General features: G+C 72.0%; 14 protein-coding genes. 6 read left to right on the top strand and 8 right to left on the bottom strand.

Annotated features, from left to right (window positions below; all coding sequences use genetic code 11):
• The first annotated feature begins 292 nt into the window (after positions 1–292).
• Positions 293–880, top strand: a complete 588-nt coding sequence (locus OHS81_RS30215) for a hypothetical protein (protein WP_328388452.1) — start codon at positions 293–295, stop codon at positions 878–880.
• A gap of 239 nt (positions 881–1,119) precedes the next feature.
• Here OHS81_RS30215 and OHS81_RS30210 read toward each other — a convergent pair whose 3' ends face one another.
• The 4 genes from OHS81_RS30210 to OHS81_RS30195 all read right to left on the bottom strand — a co-directional run bounded on the left by OHS81_RS30210 (position 1,120) and on the right by OHS81_RS30195 (position 5,866).
• Positions 1,120–2,517: a flavin monoamine oxidase family protein gene (locus OHS81_RS30210; RefSeq protein WP_328388450.1), complete on the bottom strand. Its 1,398-nt coding sequence runs from the start codon at positions 2,515–2,517 to the stop codon at positions 1,120–1,122.
• 138 nt (positions 2,518–2,655) lie between these two features.
• Entirely contained in the window at positions 2,656–4,122 is a 1,467-nt protein-coding gene (locus OHS81_RS30205) for an APC family permease (protein WP_328388448.1), read from the bottom strand.
• Positions 4,123–4,288: 166 nt separating this feature from the next.
• The gene (locus OHS81_RS30200; RefSeq protein WP_328388446.1) at positions 4,289–5,113 is read right to left on the bottom strand and encodes a class I SAM-dependent methyltransferase; all 825 of its coding nucleotides are present in this window, start codon (positions 5,111–5,113) and stop codon (positions 4,289–4,291) included.
• 171 nt (positions 5,114–5,284) lie between these two features.
• Positions 5,285–5,866 (bottom strand): TetR/AcrR family transcriptional regulator, encoded by a 582-nt coding sequence (locus OHS81_RS30195; protein WP_328388444.1) that lies wholly within the window; start codon positions 5,864–5,866, stop codon positions 5,285–5,287.
• Between the two features lie 137 nt (positions 5,867–6,003).
• Between OHS81_RS30195 and OHS81_RS30190 the strand changes: the two genes are divergently transcribed.
• Positions 6,004–7,122, top strand: a complete 1,119-nt coding sequence (locus tag OHS81_RS30190; protein ID WP_328388442.1) for an FAD-dependent oxidoreductase — start codon at positions 6,004–6,006, stop codon at positions 7,120–7,122.
• 72 nt (positions 7,123–7,194) lie between these two features.
• Here OHS81_RS30190 and OHS81_RS30185 read toward each other — a convergent pair whose 3' ends face one another.
• Complete coding sequence (locus tag OHS81_RS30185) at positions 7,195–7,599, bottom strand: DUF5997 family protein (RefSeq protein ID WP_328388440.1); 405 nt, start codon at positions 7,597–7,599, stop codon at positions 7,195–7,197.
• Between the two features lie 58 nt (positions 7,600–7,657).
• Here OHS81_RS30185 and OHS81_RS30180 point away from each other — a divergent pair, with 58 nt between their 5' ends.
• The gene (locus OHS81_RS30180; RefSeq protein WP_328388438.1) at positions 7,658–8,479 is read left to right on the top strand and encodes a LysR substrate-binding domain-containing protein; all 822 of its coding nucleotides are present in this window, start codon (positions 7,658–7,660) and stop codon (positions 8,477–8,479) included.
• Between the two features lie 114 nt (positions 8,480–8,593).
• Here the strand turns inward: OHS81_RS30180 and OHS81_RS30175 are convergent, their stop codons facing one another.
• Complete coding sequence (locus tag OHS81_RS30175; RefSeq protein WP_328388436.1) at positions 8,594–8,785, bottom strand: DUF1059 domain-containing protein; 192 nt, start codon at positions 8,783–8,785, stop codon at positions 8,594–8,596.
• A 138-nt stretch (positions 8,786–8,923) separates the two neighbouring features.
• On the opposite strand from OHS81_RS30175, the gene OHS81_RS30170 reads away from it, so the two are divergent.
• The 3 genes from OHS81_RS30170 to OHS81_RS30160 all read left to right on the top strand — a co-directional run bounded on the left by OHS81_RS30170 (position 8,924) and on the right by OHS81_RS30160 (position 11,532).
• On the top strand, positions 8,924–10,012 hold the full coding sequence (locus OHS81_RS30170) for a class I SAM-dependent methyltransferase (protein ID WP_328391520.1): 1,089 nt from the start codon (positions 8,924–8,926) through the stop codon (positions 10,010–10,012).
• A gap of 135 nt (positions 10,013–10,147) precedes the next feature.
• Positions 10,148–10,897: a helix-turn-helix transcriptional regulator gene (locus OHS81_RS30165; RefSeq protein WP_328388434.1), complete on the top strand. Its 750-nt coding sequence runs from the start codon at positions 10,148–10,150 to the stop codon at positions 10,895–10,897.
• Positions 10,898–11,079: 182 nt separating this feature from the next.
• Positions 11,080–11,532 carry a YybH family protein gene (locus OHS81_RS30160; protein ID WP_328388432.1) on the top strand — a complete coding sequence of 151 codons (453 nt, stop codon included), beginning with the start codon at positions 11,080–11,082 and terminating at the stop codon, positions 11,530–11,532.
• A 119-nt stretch (positions 11,533–11,651) separates the two neighbouring features.
• Here the strand turns inward: OHS81_RS30160 and OHS81_RS30155 are convergent, their stop codons facing one another.
• Complete coding sequence (locus OHS81_RS30155) at positions 11,652–12,026, bottom strand: DUF4333 domain-containing protein (RefSeq protein ID WP_328388430.1); 375 nt, start codon at positions 12,024–12,026, stop codon at positions 11,652–11,654.
• Positions 12,027–12,031: 5 nt separating this feature from the next.
• Positions 12,032–12,736: a hypothetical protein gene (locus OHS81_RS30150; protein ID WP_328388428.1), complete on the bottom strand. Its 705-nt coding sequence runs from the start codon at positions 12,734–12,736 to the stop codon at positions 12,032–12,034.
• Between the last annotated feature and the right edge of the window lie 152 nt (positions 12,737–12,888).

The raw sequence follows: 12,888 nt of genomic DNA, 5'->3' as shown, positions 1-12,888 counted from the left end.
GCGGCTGCGGCCCGAAGCGGCGGGAACTGTCTCCGGCCGGGTTCGCCGCGGTCCGGTGCTCTGCCTCCCGCTGCGTTCCACGCCACCGGGGCAGGCCGGCCACGGTACTCAGCGGGGCTGGGCCCTCCGTAGGCGGGGCCAGTCCTGTCGGCGCGCGAAGTCACTGCCGGAGCCGGTGCCGAACGCCGGCCCGGCACCCGCGCAGCATCACGGAGGCGCGCGCGTCAATGTCGTGTACAGATCCGCGATGCGACCGCCGGGGCACTTGGCGGACAGCGGATATAACGCAGGAATGAAAGAGAAGCCCGGCCTGTCGCCCAGCCTGCCACTGACCCTCTTCGGCCTGCTCCTCGCCACCGGCGTGATCGCCCTTGCTGCATGGCTGGTGTCCTTGGTCTGGGGCCCGTTCGCCTATCGCGCGGCCCTGGCCGGCACTCCGGGCACCCTCACCGCGGCCCACTGCCACGTCACCGTCAGCGGAAAGTACAGCAGACGCGATTGCACCGGCACGTTCGTCTCGCTGAAGGGCACCTTCACCGATACCTCGGCACGCGCCTACGAGGTCGCGCGCATCGACGACAGCGCCATACGGCTGCAGCGCCGGTCCGACGGCGGTTACACCCAGCCCCTTTCATCGCGTGCCGCGATGGATCTCGCGGTCCTCTTCGTCATCGTGAGCGGCGCGGCCGCGCTGTTGCTCTTCTTGTGCCTGATGCCTCTGCGGGTCTCCTTCGGGAAGGGCACACGGCTGGGCGCGAATCCGCAACCCTGGGGTGCACTGCTGTGGCTGCTCAGCAGACTGTCCGTGGGTGCGGCGGTCGCGGCAGCCGCCGTACTCGTGATGATGGTCGTCCTTCCGTTCGCCGAGCGGTTCCTTTGACGTCGGCACGCAGAGGGGCGGACAGGCGAGGGCCGCGGGGTTCCATCGAGCCGCAGTGGGCGCGGTACCACGACGTCGGTGCCGGCCGTGTGCCCACGTTCCCCGCGAACCTGGGTCTAGCCCCTGGGTCTCGACGGTCAGCCTGACTCGGCGACTTCGGCAGGGCCAGTGCGAGCCAGCCGCTTCGAGATGCCCGGGCCGGGCAATCGGGGTCAGGGCAGGCGGGTCGGAGCCGGCGGTCAGGGAGAACGGTCCGGCAGGCCGACGGTGTGCCGGGCGCGGGACAGCGCGACCAGGACTTCCTGGGCGGCTCGCTCGCCGGAGCGCACCGCTCCCTCCATCAGGCCGTGCATCAGCGTGGCCGACTCGGTACTGGCCCAGTGGATCCGGCCCACCGGTTCGCGCAGCGCGCTGCCGTAGTTGGTCAGGGTGCCCGGCGGGAAGTAGCCGATCATCCCGCCCAGTGACCACTGTTGGGAGGACCAGTCGGTCTCCAGGTACTGGGCGGGGTGACGTGCCTCCGGACCGAACCGCTCGGTCAGCGCGTCCAGCCAGATCTCCCGCCGCCGGGCCGGGTCCAGGCGCCCCAGGCGCAGGGCTCCGGCGCTGAACGCGTAACTGCTGAGCACTCCCGGCCGTCCCGGCCTCGGCGTCTGGTCGATGGTGATCGGGACGGGCGACCGGGGTGCGAAGGTCTGTCCCGACAGGTGCTGCTCGCGCCAGAACGGCTGTGGGTACACCGTGTGCACCCGGATGACCGCCCCCGGTACCACCCGCTGCAGCAGATGGCGGTGGCGCGCGGGAAGCGGCGGATCGAAGGCGATCCGCCCCGCCAGCACCGGGGGCGTCGCCACGATCACCCGCTGCGCCCGTACGGTGAGCGAGGGGGAAACCACCTCGATGCCGGTGGCGTCGTGGGCGATCCGCTGAACGGGGCTGGACAGATGCACCCTTGGCCCCAGGTGCGCGGCCATCCGCCTCGCCACTTCGGGTGCTCCGCCGTCCACGAGGTGGGATTCGGTTTTTCTGGTGTCGGTGTAGTAGCCGAAACCGCCGCCGCCCCGGGCCAGGGTGAGGGCGCCCAGCAGCGATACCTCCGCCGGGTCGGCGCAGAACAGCAGGTTCATGGTCGATCTGAGCAGGGTGCGGGCGGTGGCCGAGGGCACATTGCGCGGGTCGGAGAGCCACTGTCCGAGGGTGCGGGAGTCCCACGCCCGGGCGCCCCGGGCGGACCACGGGGCATCCGCCGGGAGGCGCCGCGTCATCAGTTGCAGCCGCGCCAGCGCCAGGCCGAGGGCGAGGAGGGTCTTGGGGCCGGTGGCGGGGAGGGCGCCGTGGTAGCGGTGGTTGACTCCGTCGAGGCGCAGGATGTGCTCGCCCTGCTCGTACTGGCGGTACACCTCAAGTCCCAGTTCCCGGCAGAGCTGGAACATCCGGTCCTGCCCCTTGCCCAGCCAGGTCCCGCCGGCCGACACCACGGTCCCGTCGGGAAGTTCACGGTTCCACACCCGCCCGCCCACCCGGTCCCTCGCCTCGACCACCACCGCCTCGTGGCCGGCCTGGACCAGTCGTCTCGCGGCTGCGAGTCCGGCGAACCCGGCGCCCACCACGCACACGTCTGCCCGCACCTGTTCCATGACCCACCTCCAGGCCCAGCCTCGCCCACCGGACCGTGCTCCGCCCGGCGGGTGATCCATCAGGGCGCGAACGGTGCGGGCCGGCGGCCCCGCACGTCGGCAGCCCGCCCGGCCCGGGAGCCGCACCGCCGAACGAGCTCAGTGCTCAAAGACGCTCACCTCTCCGGGCTCGGTCTCCAGCACCTCCCGGTCGAAGATCAGCATGCCCAGGAAGAAGAGCCCGCCCACGAGGAGCAGACCCACCACGATCAGGACGGGGACCAGCGCCTCCGGGGGCGCCACCAGCACGCAGAGCGAGACGACCGACCACAGCAGCGCGCAGATCGCGACCGGCAGTTCGAAGCACCCGAGGTGGAACGCGCCCTTTTTACGGTCCAGCCGTCGGCGCACCACCAGGTAGAGGACGATCGTCGAGCCGTAGATGGCCGCCGGGAGGATCGTCGACGCGGTGATCAGCTTCAGCAGTGCGGCGCCCGGCAGCGCGGCCATCAGGACGACTCCGACGAGGAAGATCAGGACCGTCGCCGGGACCGGCGTATGCGTGCGGGGGCTGACCCCTCGCATCAGCCCGTGGGCAGGGAAGCGCGCGTCGCGCGACATCGCGAAGACGATCCGCGAGCACGCGGCCATCACCACCATCCCGGCACCGAAGAACGCGAAGGCGATCGCGACCAGCAGCGTTCTCTCCATCACCGGACCGAGCTGTTCGCGCATGATCGCCGCGACCGGCGAACCGCTGACGGTGATCCGTGGGATGTCGTCGATCGCGACCGTGAGCGCGATCAGGAACAGCATGCCCAGCAGCCCGGCGGCCACGACGGATCCCACGATCGCGCGCGGGACACTGCGATAGGGGTCCTTGGCCTCCTCGGCCAGGTTCGCCGCGGCGTCGAAGCCGACGAGCGTGGCCAGGCCCATGATCATCGCGAGCATCAGCCCGCCGCCCACGGCGAAATAGTCCGGGGCGTTCTCGGTGACACCGCGCGAGGTGAGGTTGCCGGCCGTGCCGTGGCCCGTGATCGGCACGGCGATGAAGAGCGCGATCGCCACCACCACGACCAGCACCAGTTCGAGCCCCACGGCGCTCGCGTTGATCATGCTGACGATGCGCGTCGAGGCCACGGCGAGCACGGCCTGGAGGAGCAGCACCACCAGCGTGATCACACGCGCGGTGCCTTCGTCGGGCTGGATCCCGGCGAGCGGCATGAAGGCCTGGCTCGCGAGTGCGTTGTCGACCGCCACGACCGCGATCACCAGGTAACAGAAGGTCAGCCAGCCGAACCCCCAGCCGACCTTCGGGCTGGCCAGCCGCGAGGCCCATTGGTAGGACGAGCCGCTGAGCGGGATGCGGGCCGCGAGCTGGGCGACCACCAAGGCCACCAGCGTCTGTCCCACCGCCGCGATGGGCCACAGCCAGATCCCGACCGGCCCCGCGTTCTGCAGCACGTCGTCGTAGGTCCCGAAGACGCCCACCGCCACCGAGATGAACGCGAACGAGATCGCGAACACCTGGAAGGAGCCGAGCGTCCGCTTCAGCTCCTGCCGGTATCCCCCGAGCTCGACGGAGTTCTCGCCGGCCTGTGTGTCCTTCGCGGCCTCGGCCATCTCGGGCGCCTCACCTTCACCGGGCCCCGGCGGCCACCCGCCCAGGTATCTCATGGCGGGGGCCGCGTCGGCGTCGGGCATGCCCTGATCCGGGCGGAGATGGCTCGGTTGCGGGATGACGCGCTGGCCGGGCGGTGGGGTGCCTACGGGCCGGTGAGGTGCCTGCCTATCGGGCGGTGGTGCGCCCGGCACGGAGCACATGACCACTGAACGCATCGGCATCGGCATCAGGAGTGGCTTCGCCCAGGTATCGCGCGAGCAGTTCCGGCCCCGTGAAGTCCTCGATGTCGTCCAGCTTCATCGCGCGCAGCTCATCGGCGAGACCGTCCGGGGTGAAGTGGCTGAGCCAGGGTTCGCCGAACTCCGCCACCCGCCGTGTGGCCGCCTCGTACGCAGCGCGGAGCTCCGGCGCCATCGCCGGCGACGGTTCGAGGTAGTAGTCGAAGACCACTTCGACGGGCGCGGTGTGCCCGGCCACGCAGCGCAGTGTGGCGAGGACTGCCTCCCGGGTCAGGTAGGGCGTGACCCCGAGCCAGATGAAGAACGCCGGCCGGGTACGGTCCAGCCCGGCCGCGTCCAAGGCCTCGGCGAGGGTGTCGCGTTCGAAGTCGATCGGGGCGAAGGCCAGCGACGGCGGAAGGGCGATCCCGGCCGCGGCCATCTGCTGCCGCTTCCACTCCTGGGTGTCCGGATGATCGACCTCGAACACCGTCAGGCCGGCGTGGGGGTTGCGGCAGGCGAAGGTGTCCAGGCCGGCGCCGAGGACCACGGCCTGCCGGGTGCCGGCGGTCACGGCGGAGGCGAGCGAGTCCTCGGCGAAGCGGCTGCGCGCGGCGACGAACCGGATGTTGTGCCGGGCGACCGGGTCGTCGGACGGCGGCAGCAACGCGTCGGGGTCGAGGTCGAGGTGGAGGATCTTCGACGCCAGCGGGTCGGTGAAGACCCGCTGGGGATCGGCCTGGTGGCGCGCACGGGCGTGCGCTGTCCTCATCGCGGTACGGCTCGGCTGACCGGCTTCCATGTGTACCCCCAGTAACTTCCGGCTCAAGGGCCTCAGTTATTTCGTGTGTGACGCCGGAGTATTCCGTGTGTGACGCCGGCCCGTCCGGGATTCCCGGTCTTCTGGCCCCGCCAGGAGGTGGCCAGTCCTGGTCAGCCCTGGTCAGTCCTCGGGGTGGGTGGCCGTCCAGCCGTGTTCGAGCAGGGCGAAGGCTCCTTCGGCGGCGCGTCGCGGGTCGGCGTGCCGCTGGATGAGCCCACGGGTCTCCAGCGCGAAACGGGCGAGGGCGGCGCAGGTGACGTCGCCCTCGGGGGCGCCGGTCTCCTCGGTGATGGCCTGTGCCACGGCCGCTTCGTGGCGCATCCACATGCGGTGGGAGTAGTCGCGCAGCGTCGGGGTGTCCTCGACCATGCGCAGGAACGGGGCGCACCGCGGATCCTTGGCGAGGTCCCGCGTCCGCAGGATGTGCTCACGCAGCGCTTGCGGGATCGACTGTCCGGGGGCGCGTTCCCGCACGGCGGCGACGAGCCCCGCCTCGATGTCGTCCTCCTCGTCGAAAACCAGCGCTTCCTTGCCGGGGAAGTGCTTGAACAAGGTGGTCACCGATACGTCGGCGGCGTCGGCGACTTCCTTGACGGAGACCTGGTCGTAGCCGCGGTCGAGGAAGAGCTCCAGTGCGGCATCGGCCAGCGACTTGCGGGTTTGGGCCTTCTTGCGCTCACGGCGCCCGGTCGGTTCGGTCACCGTCGCAGCGTATCCCGAAGGGCATCACGAAGCGCACCCACTGCGAAAGTTAACTCATTGCACTTATTTAGTGAGTGTGCTTTCTTGGTTGTGCCGGACCTCCCGGCGGATCACCCACGTCCGAGGGGACAAGCCCCATGAACTCCACGCGTGACCCCCGCATCGCCGTCGTCGGCGCCGGCCTGGGGGGCCTTGTCTGCGCCCGCGTCCTGCAGCGCCACGGTCGCTCCGTCACCGTCTGGGAACGGGAGGCCGCCGCCGGCGCCCGCGCGCAGGGCGGCTCTCTCGATATGCACGCCGGGACGGGTCAGGCCGCCCTGCGCGCGGCGGGACTGCTCGACCACTTCCGCGCCCTCTCCCGTCCCGAAGGCCAGGAGTGGCGCCTGCTCGATCCCGCCACTGCCGCCGTCCTGCCCGCGCAGGGCCCGCCGGACGACCACGGCGAGGAGGACAGACCGGAGATCGACCGCGGTCAGCTGCGGGGTCTGCTGCTGGATTCCCTCACCCCGGGCAGCGTGCGGTGGGACCGTGCCGTCAGCTCGGTCACCCCGCTCGGGGACGGCACCGGCCGCCTGCTCTTCAGCGACGGCACCACCGAGGACTTCGACCTGGTGATCGGCGCCGACGGCGCCTGGTCGCGGGTGCGCCCGGCCCTGTCGGACGCCGTACCCGGCTATACCGGTGTCACCTTCGTCGAGGCCGGCTTCGACGACTGCGACACCCGTCATCCCGGTCTTGCGCGGATGGTCGGCGCCGGCACCATGGTGGCCATGGCCGACAGCAAGGTGCTGTTCGCCCAGCGCAACAGCAACGGCCACATCCGCGTCTACACAGGCTTCCGCGGACCGGCGGACTGGCAGGTGGCCGCGGGTGTGGAGCCCGGTGACACGGCGGCCGTGCGGGCGCACCTGCTGGGGATGTTCAACGGCTGGGACGAACGCCTGCTCGCGCTGCTGCGGGACAACGACGGCGACTTCGTCCACCGGCCCGTCTTCGCGCTGCCCGTCCCGCACACCTGGGAGCACGTCCCCGGTGTCACGCTGCTGGGCGACGCCGCGCACCTGATGCCACCGCTCGGGCTGGGTGCCAATCTCGCCATGCTGGACGGCACCGAACTCGCCCGGGCCCTCGTCGCCGAACCCGGCGTCGACGATGCCGTCCGTGCGTACGAAAGCGTCATGCTGCCGCGCTCGGCCGAGACCGCCAAGGACTGTGCGGAGGGGCTGGCGCACCTCCTTCCCCCGACGGACGCCTGAGCACGCCCCGCTGCCCCTACGGGCATGGGACCGGGGCGGCCCGGCGAGGAAGGAGGGGGTTCAGGAGCGGGATCAGGAACGCGGCGGGCCGGGCTGCTCGTCCCGGGCCGCGTTCTTCTCCTTGATCCGGGCCGCTTCCTTGCGGACCTCGGCCTGGGTGGCGCGCTCCTTCTGCAGCCACTCGGGGCTGTCCTTCTTCAGCGCGTCGATCTGCTCCGTGGTGAGGGGCTCGGTGATGCCGCCCCGCGCGAGGCCCGAGATGGAGATGCCCAGCTTCGCCGCGACCACCGGCCGGGGGTGCGGGCCGTTGCGCCGCAGGTCCTGCAGCCACTGGGGCGGATCGGCCTGCAGGGCGTTCAACTCGGTGCGCGAGACGACACCCTCCTGGAACTCGGCGGGGGTGGCCTCGAGGTACACACCCAGCTTCTTCGCCGCGGTTGCGGGCTTCATCGTCTGGGTGGTCTGGTGCGACGTCATGGTGTCCAGGGTATCGATCGTGTGCGCTACCTCCGACCACGACCGGTAGCCTGTCCACGTGACTGGCTCGGAAGTATCCCCTTCGTTCCGTCTCGCGTATGTCCCGGGGGTGACGCCCACGAAGTGGGTGCGGATCTGGAACGAGCGGCTTCCCGACGTTCCCCTGACCCTCGTCGCGGTGTCCGCCGCGGAGGCGTTCGACGCCTTGCGGGGCGGCGACGCCGACGCGGGTTTTGTGCGGCTGCCGGTGGACCGGGCGGACCTCAGCGCGATCCCCCTCTACACCGAGACGACCGTCGTCGTGGTCCCGAAGGACCACCTTGTGACGGCCGCCGACGAGGTGTCCGCCGAGGATCTCGCCGACGAGATCGTGCTGCACCCCCTCGACGACACCCTCGACTGGGAGCACCGGCCGGGGCGGCCCGCGAACGAGCGCCCGGCCACGACCGCGGACGCCGTGGAGCTGGTGGCGGCAGGGGTCGGAGTCCTCGTCGTCCCGCAGTCCCTCGCCCGTCTGCACCACCGCAGGGATCTCACCTACCGGCCGGTGTCGGACGCCCCGGCGTCACGGGTCGCGCTGTCGTGGCCGCAGGAGGAGACCACCGACCTGGTGGAGGACTTCATCGGGATCGTCCGCGGGCGGACCGTCAACAGCTCACGCGGGCGCCGTCCGGACCCGGACCCGGCGCAGCCGAAGGCCAAGCGCAGCGAGACGGGCGGCGCGCGGCGGAAGCCCGCGGCCGGGAAGACGGCCGGGAAGACAGCCGGAAAATCGGCCGGGAAGCCGTCCGGCAGGAGTCCGCGGGGCGGTTCCGGCGGTTCCGGCGGTTCCGGCGGTGCGAGGGGCGCCAAGCGCGGTAAGCCCCGGCGCCGGTCGTAGCCCGCGGGGGCCGCCCGCGGCCCCCGCGCGCCGGCATCCGGACAGAACCGGGCGGCCGTCCCGCAGCCGGGAGGGCGTACCGCTGCCGCGCCTCAGGCGCCCCGCTCCCGCACCTCAGGCGTGCTGCGGAACCTCGTCCTTCATGGCCGTCCTGATCTGTTCCCGCAGCTCCGGGCCATCCTGGTGTCCGTGGACGGATACCGCGTGCTCGGTGGCGGCGCGGAGCACTTCTTCCTCCTCGCCGGCGATGACGAGGGTGCAGTTCATCTCGCTGGGCTGATCCCGGCAGTCGATCTTCTTGCGCATGGTGCACCTCCTCTCCCCCAGTGTCGGCCCGGTGTCGTCCGGGGTCACCACCCGCCGTATACGGCGAATCCCGTATGGCGCGCAGGGCGGCCGTCCTGCTGCAGTGAGATGAGGACGAGGAGGTGAGAGATGAGAGACATGACGGCCTCCGCCGATGTCACCCCCGGCACCGCGGTGGACGAGGCCCGGGTGCAGGAGTTCCTGGAGAGGGTGATCGCCGACAGCGGCGCCGCGGTCGCCGGCCTGTGCACCTCGCTCGGTGACCGGCTCGGCCTGTACCGGGCCATGGCGGGCGCCGGCCCCCTCACCTCCGCACAACTCGCCGCCCGTACGGGGCTGGTCGAGCGCTACGTCCGCGAATGGCTGACCGCCCAGGTCGCCGGCGAATACGTCAGTTACGCGCCCGGCGCCGATACCTACCTGCTGCCCGACGAGCACGCCGCCGTCCTGGCGGACCCGGATCTGCCGACGTACGCGGCGGGGTTCTCCACCGTGCTGCAGGCGATCTACGCCACCGAGGACATCCTCGTGGAGGCCTTCCGCACCGGTGAGGGCGTCGGCTGGGAGGAACACGGAAACGCGCTGTTCGCCGGCACCGCGCAGTTCTTCCGCCCCGGTTACTCGGCCGCGCTGGTACCGGAGTGGCTGACCGCGCTGGACGGCGTGGTGGAGAAGCTGGAGCGCGGCGCGCGCGTCGCCGACGTCGGATGCGGCTACGGCTACTCCACGACGCTCATGGCACAGGCCTTCCCCCGGTCGCGCTTCGAGGGCTTCGACTTCCACCGTCCGTCCATCGAAGCGGCCCGCGGCATCGCGGCCGAGCGGGGACTGGACGACCGGGTCAGCTTCCAGGTCGCCACCGCCCAGGACTTCCCGGGCGAGGACTTCGACCTGATCACGTTCTTCGACTGCCTGCACGACACCGGTGACCCGGGCGGCGCACTGCACCACGCCGAACAGGCACTGGCCGACGGCGGCACCTGCATGGTCGTCGAGCCGAACGCCTCGGCCAACGCCCAGGAGAACGCCAACCCCGTCGGACGGGCACTGACCGCAAGCTCGGTTGCCGTGTGTCTGCCGTCCGCGCTGGCCCAGCACGGTCCGCAGGCACTGGGAAACCACGCGGGTGAGGAGGTGATGCGGCAGCTCGCCGACGAGGCCGGACTCCATCACTGGCGACTGGCCGCACAGAGCCTCGTCAACCGCGTCTATGCCGTCGGGCGCTAGCCGCCTGACGCGCCCGGCCGGTCTTCCCCCGGCCGGCCGGGTGGGGCTCGTGTGAGCCGGATGGCCCGCGCGTGATCGGCCTGTCCCCCTCGGCACGCGTTTGACTGGCCTGGGCCCCCTCGGCACGCTGGAGGTATGAGCGCGGCCGCGGAGGCCGGCCTGCGGCGCATTCTCGCCGTCGTGGACCTCCTGATCGATGCCGTCGACGAGGACACCCTTGTTCCGGCGCTGCTGCCGTTGCTGCTCGGTGCCGTTCCCGGCGACAGCATCATCTGGTCGCCCCGCGCCGGCTCCGCCGACCGGCCGCTCACCCTGCCCGCCGGTCTGCTGACCCCGGACATCCGGGAGGCGTTCGCCCGCGAGTCGGCGGCCGATTCCCTCGTCACCCACACCACCCTCGGCCCCGGCACCCCGATGCGCCGCTCCACCCTGCAGACCCCCGGCGCCTTCCACGCCCTCGCCGCCTATGCCGACGTCTACCGGCCGCTGAACGCCGAGCAGCAGCTCGCGATGTCGTTTCCGGCGGGCTACGCGGCCGGTGTGCCGCGGAAGGTGTGTGTGGCGATCAGCCGCAGCGGCAGCGACTTCTCCGACGACGATGTGGCGGCCGCGGCCCTGCTGCGCACCCGGCTCAGCCGCGTCCTCAACCGGCTCGCCCCGCCCACGCCCGCACCGTCCCCCGTCACCCGCCGCGAGTCCGCCGTACTCACCCTGCTCGCCCGCGGCCTGACGAACCAGCAGATCGCCCGCCGGCTGGCGATCAGCCCGCGCACGGTCGACAAGCATCTGGAACACGCCTACGCAAAGCTGCAGGTGGGCGGCCGGGTCGAGGCGGCGAACGCCTGGCTGACCCGGGGGCCTGCGGCGCTGCGGCTCGCGCCGTAGGGCCAGGACCACGCACCGCTTTCCCCTCCCCCTCTTTCCCCTCCCCCTCCCCCTCCTCCCTCCTCGCCTCCGGCCGGGTGCGCGGCTCCGCCGATGAGTTTCCGTCCGCGGCGGCGTCTACCCGTTGCACGGACATTCCGTGCGCCACGGTGCTCCGGCGCCGTCCGACGGGAGGAGTCCTCATGGCCACCGACACCACACGCAGCGCCGACGAGGCGCTGATCCGGGAACTGCTGGAGGACCGGGCGGCCGCGACCGCACAGCGGGACGCGCGGCGGTTCCTCGCCGCCTGCGCGCCGGACCTGGTGGACTTCAGTCTCGCTCCTCCGCTGCAGTACACGGGGCCGCAGGCACTGGACCAAGGGGCCGTAGAGGCCTGGTACGCGACCTGGGAGGGACCGATCGAGGTGTCGCTGACCCAGGTCGAGATCACGGTCGGCGACGGGGTCGCCTTCAGCCACAGCATCAACCGGATGCACGGGACGAAGAAGGACGGCTTCGAGGTGGAGCTGTGGAGCCGGGCAACCGTCGGCCTCCGCAAGATCGACGGCACCTGGAAGATCACGCATACGCACAGCTCGGTGCCGTTCCTGATGGACGGGTCGGGGCGCGCTGCCCTGGACCTCAAACCGTAGGGCACGGGGCGTCGTTGCCCGCTCCGGCGGCCGGCGCCGGGCCGGCGCGCGAGGCACCGCTCAGCGCACGGGCGGCACCACTCACCGTGCCGGGCACCGCTCGGCGCGGCCGGGACCGCTCACCGCGGCAGGGCGTGACGCCGGTAGGTGACCTTGTTGTGGCGGACCTGGGTGACCTCGACGCTCAGGTGCCGGTCCAGGCCGAAGGGGAAGTGGGCCGTACAGCGCACCTCGTCATAGGGAACGGGCCGGAGATCGCCGGAGCAGTGCACCGCATCGGGCCCGTTGCGGAAGGGCAGGGTGAGCTGGCCGCTGAGCGTTCTGGCGATCTCGGTGCGCAGCACGGTGTGGGTACCGTCGTCGACCTCGCTGGTGGCGTCGCGGGCGCGGAGGTGGACGGCGGCGAGCGTGCACACGCCCGCCAGGGTGAGGGCCGTGGTGAGGGCGGTGACGAGGCCGATGACCGGGCCGCGCCGTGGTGGATCCGCGGTCACCGCCGTCAGCTCCCGGTGCCGCGGGGGTGCCGCCGGCGGGCGAGAGCTCCCCAGCCGGCCGCGGCCAGCAACAGCAGTCCGCCCGCGGTCGTGGCCGCCCGGCCGGTGCCGGCCGCGCCGCCGAGGCCGGTGTCCGCTCCGCCCTGGGGCACGACCTCGTCGGCACCGCCGGAGACGGTCATGGTGCCGGTGAGGGTCTTCCGGCCGTCGCCGGACTGCTTCCCGTACTCCTCGCCGCGTCCGCTGCCGTGGCCTTCGCCGCCCTCCGCACCGTCTTCCTGGTCGCCCCTCCGGCCGGTGTCCAGGGCGCTCTGCCGGGCCCGGGAGGTGCCGCCGCAGGTGAGGGTGACCCGGTAGGAGCCGGGCGTGGTGCTCTCCGGCAGGATCGCGGTGCCGCCGAGCCGCCCGCTCCGGTCGGAAAGCTCCAGCGCGGGGAGGTTCGCGTCGTCGAAGGTGGCCTCCGCGGTGTCACCTGAGCACTGCCCGCCGTCGGAGACGGAGAAGGCGGCGCCCGGTGCCACCGGGTCGGGCTGCACGACCACCGCATCCGCGGTGTCCGGCACGGAACCCGCCTCGGCGGCGGCTCCGGTCACCGTCCCGGCGGCGGCCCCGGCGGCGGCATCGGCACCGCCGTCGTCGCCGAAGAGCAGGACGGACACCGCCAGGGCGCCGGCCGCCAGCGCGTACAGAGGAATCTGACGTATGGGCATAACCCGAGAGAAGCGTCCGGCCCGGCGGCGCGCACCTCGATGGTGGGCCCCGGCAGGGCCAACTTCCGCGGGAGACACCGGCCTGCCGCCTCTTCCCGCAGGTCACAAGGGTGCGTACGCCCCGGACGGCGGAACGCGCCGGATGGGCTTTC

The organism is Streptomyces sp. NBC_00400, from assembly GCF_036048035.1.
Taxonomy (GTDB): domain Bacteria; phylum Actinomycetota; class Actinomycetes; order Streptomycetales; family Streptomycetaceae; genus Streptomyces.
The sequence above is the reverse complement of the archived record's forward strand: the minus strand, read 5'-3'. Positions and strand labels throughout refer to the sequence as shown.

What these genes read in the sequence shown, in the direction of transcription:
- OHS81_RS30210 (WP_328388450.1), bottom strand. Translation starts at nt 2,517, where the DNA reads ATGGAACAGGTGCGGGCAGACGTGTGCGTGGTGGGCGCCGGGTTCGCC.
- OHS81_RS30215 (WP_328388452.1), top strand. Translation starts at nt 293, where the DNA reads ATGAAAGAGAAGCCCGGCCTGTCGCCCAGCCTGCCACTGACCCTCTTC.
- OHS81_RS30165 (WP_328388434.1), top strand. Translation starts at nt 10,148, where the DNA reads ATGAGCGCGGCCGCGGAGGCCGGCCTGCGGCGCATTCTCGCCGTCGTG.
- OHS81_RS30160 (WP_328388432.1), top strand. Translation starts at nt 11,080, where the DNA reads ATGGCCACCGACACCACACGCAGCGCCGACGAGGCGCTGATCCGGGAA.
- OHS81_RS30185 (WP_328388440.1), bottom strand. Translation starts at nt 7,599, where the DNA reads ATGACGTCGCACCAGACCACCCAGACGATGAAGCCCGCAACCGCGGCG.
- OHS81_RS30175 (WP_328388436.1), bottom strand. Translation starts at nt 8,785, where the DNA reads ATGCGCAAGAAGATCGACTGCCGGGATCAGCCCAGCGAGATGAACTGC.
- OHS81_RS30150 (WP_328388428.1), bottom strand. Translation starts at nt 12,736, where the DNA reads ATGCCCATACGTCAGATTCCTCTGTACGCGCTGGCGGCCGGCGCCCTG.
- OHS81_RS30205 (WP_328388448.1), bottom strand. Translation starts at nt 4,122, where the DNA reads ATGGCCGAGGCCGCGAAGGACACACAGGCCGGCGAGAACTCCGTCGAG.
- OHS81_RS30190 (WP_328388442.1), top strand. Translation starts at nt 6,004, where the DNA reads ATGAACTCCACGCGTGACCCCCGCATCGCCGTCGTCGGCGCCGGCCTG.
- OHS81_RS30200 (WP_328388446.1), bottom strand. Translation starts at nt 5,113, where the DNA reads ATGAGGACAGCGCACGCCCGTGCGCGCCACCAGGCCGATCCCCAGCGG.
- OHS81_RS30170 (WP_328391520.1), top strand. Translation starts at nt 8,924, where the DNA reads ATGACGGCCTCCGCCGATGTCACCCCCGGCACCGCGGTGGACGAGGCC.